The sequence below is a fragment of the Pseudoalteromonas sp. 20-92 genome, assembly GCF_030847595.1.
In the GTDB taxonomy this organism is placed as follows: Bacteria; Pseudomonadota; Gammaproteobacteria; order Enterobacterales; family Alteromonadaceae; genus Pseudoalteromonas; species Pseudoalteromonas fuliginea.
On sequence record NZ_JANJGQ010000086.1, the window covers coordinates 1 to 352 of the forward strand.

General features: G+C 41.8%; 1 protein-coding gene. It reads right to left on the reverse strand.

Translation table 11 applies throughout. The features are described 5' to 3' along the window. The coding region (locus NRL14_RS20845) for a transposase (RefSeq protein WP_306725524.1) at window positions 1-352 on the reverse strand (352 nt) is incomplete at both ends.

Below are 352 nucleotides of genomic sequence, written 5' to 3' on the forward strand. Positions count from 1 at the left end.
GAACGGTTTTTCTCCATCGTTTGCATATCCATTAACTGCCTTCTTCTAGAAAGTAAATCACTCATCAAGCGCATCTGCTCTGGCTTTAAAGATGAGAGTGGTGGCTTTATTGCTTCACCAAAATGAGCGATGAGTTGCGCATCAAGTTTATCTGTTTTTGCTTTTTGGCCAATAGCGCCTGCGAAACGTTTAATATTAACGGGATTAGCAACAACGAAAGGGATATTCGCTTGAGCACACGCCATAATAAAGGGGTGTTCAAGGCGCCCAGTTGCTTCAATAGTAACACGCGTTATTGGGTGCTTTTTTAGTGTTTTTATAGCGTGTTTAATGCCGCCGTCATTGTTTTCTA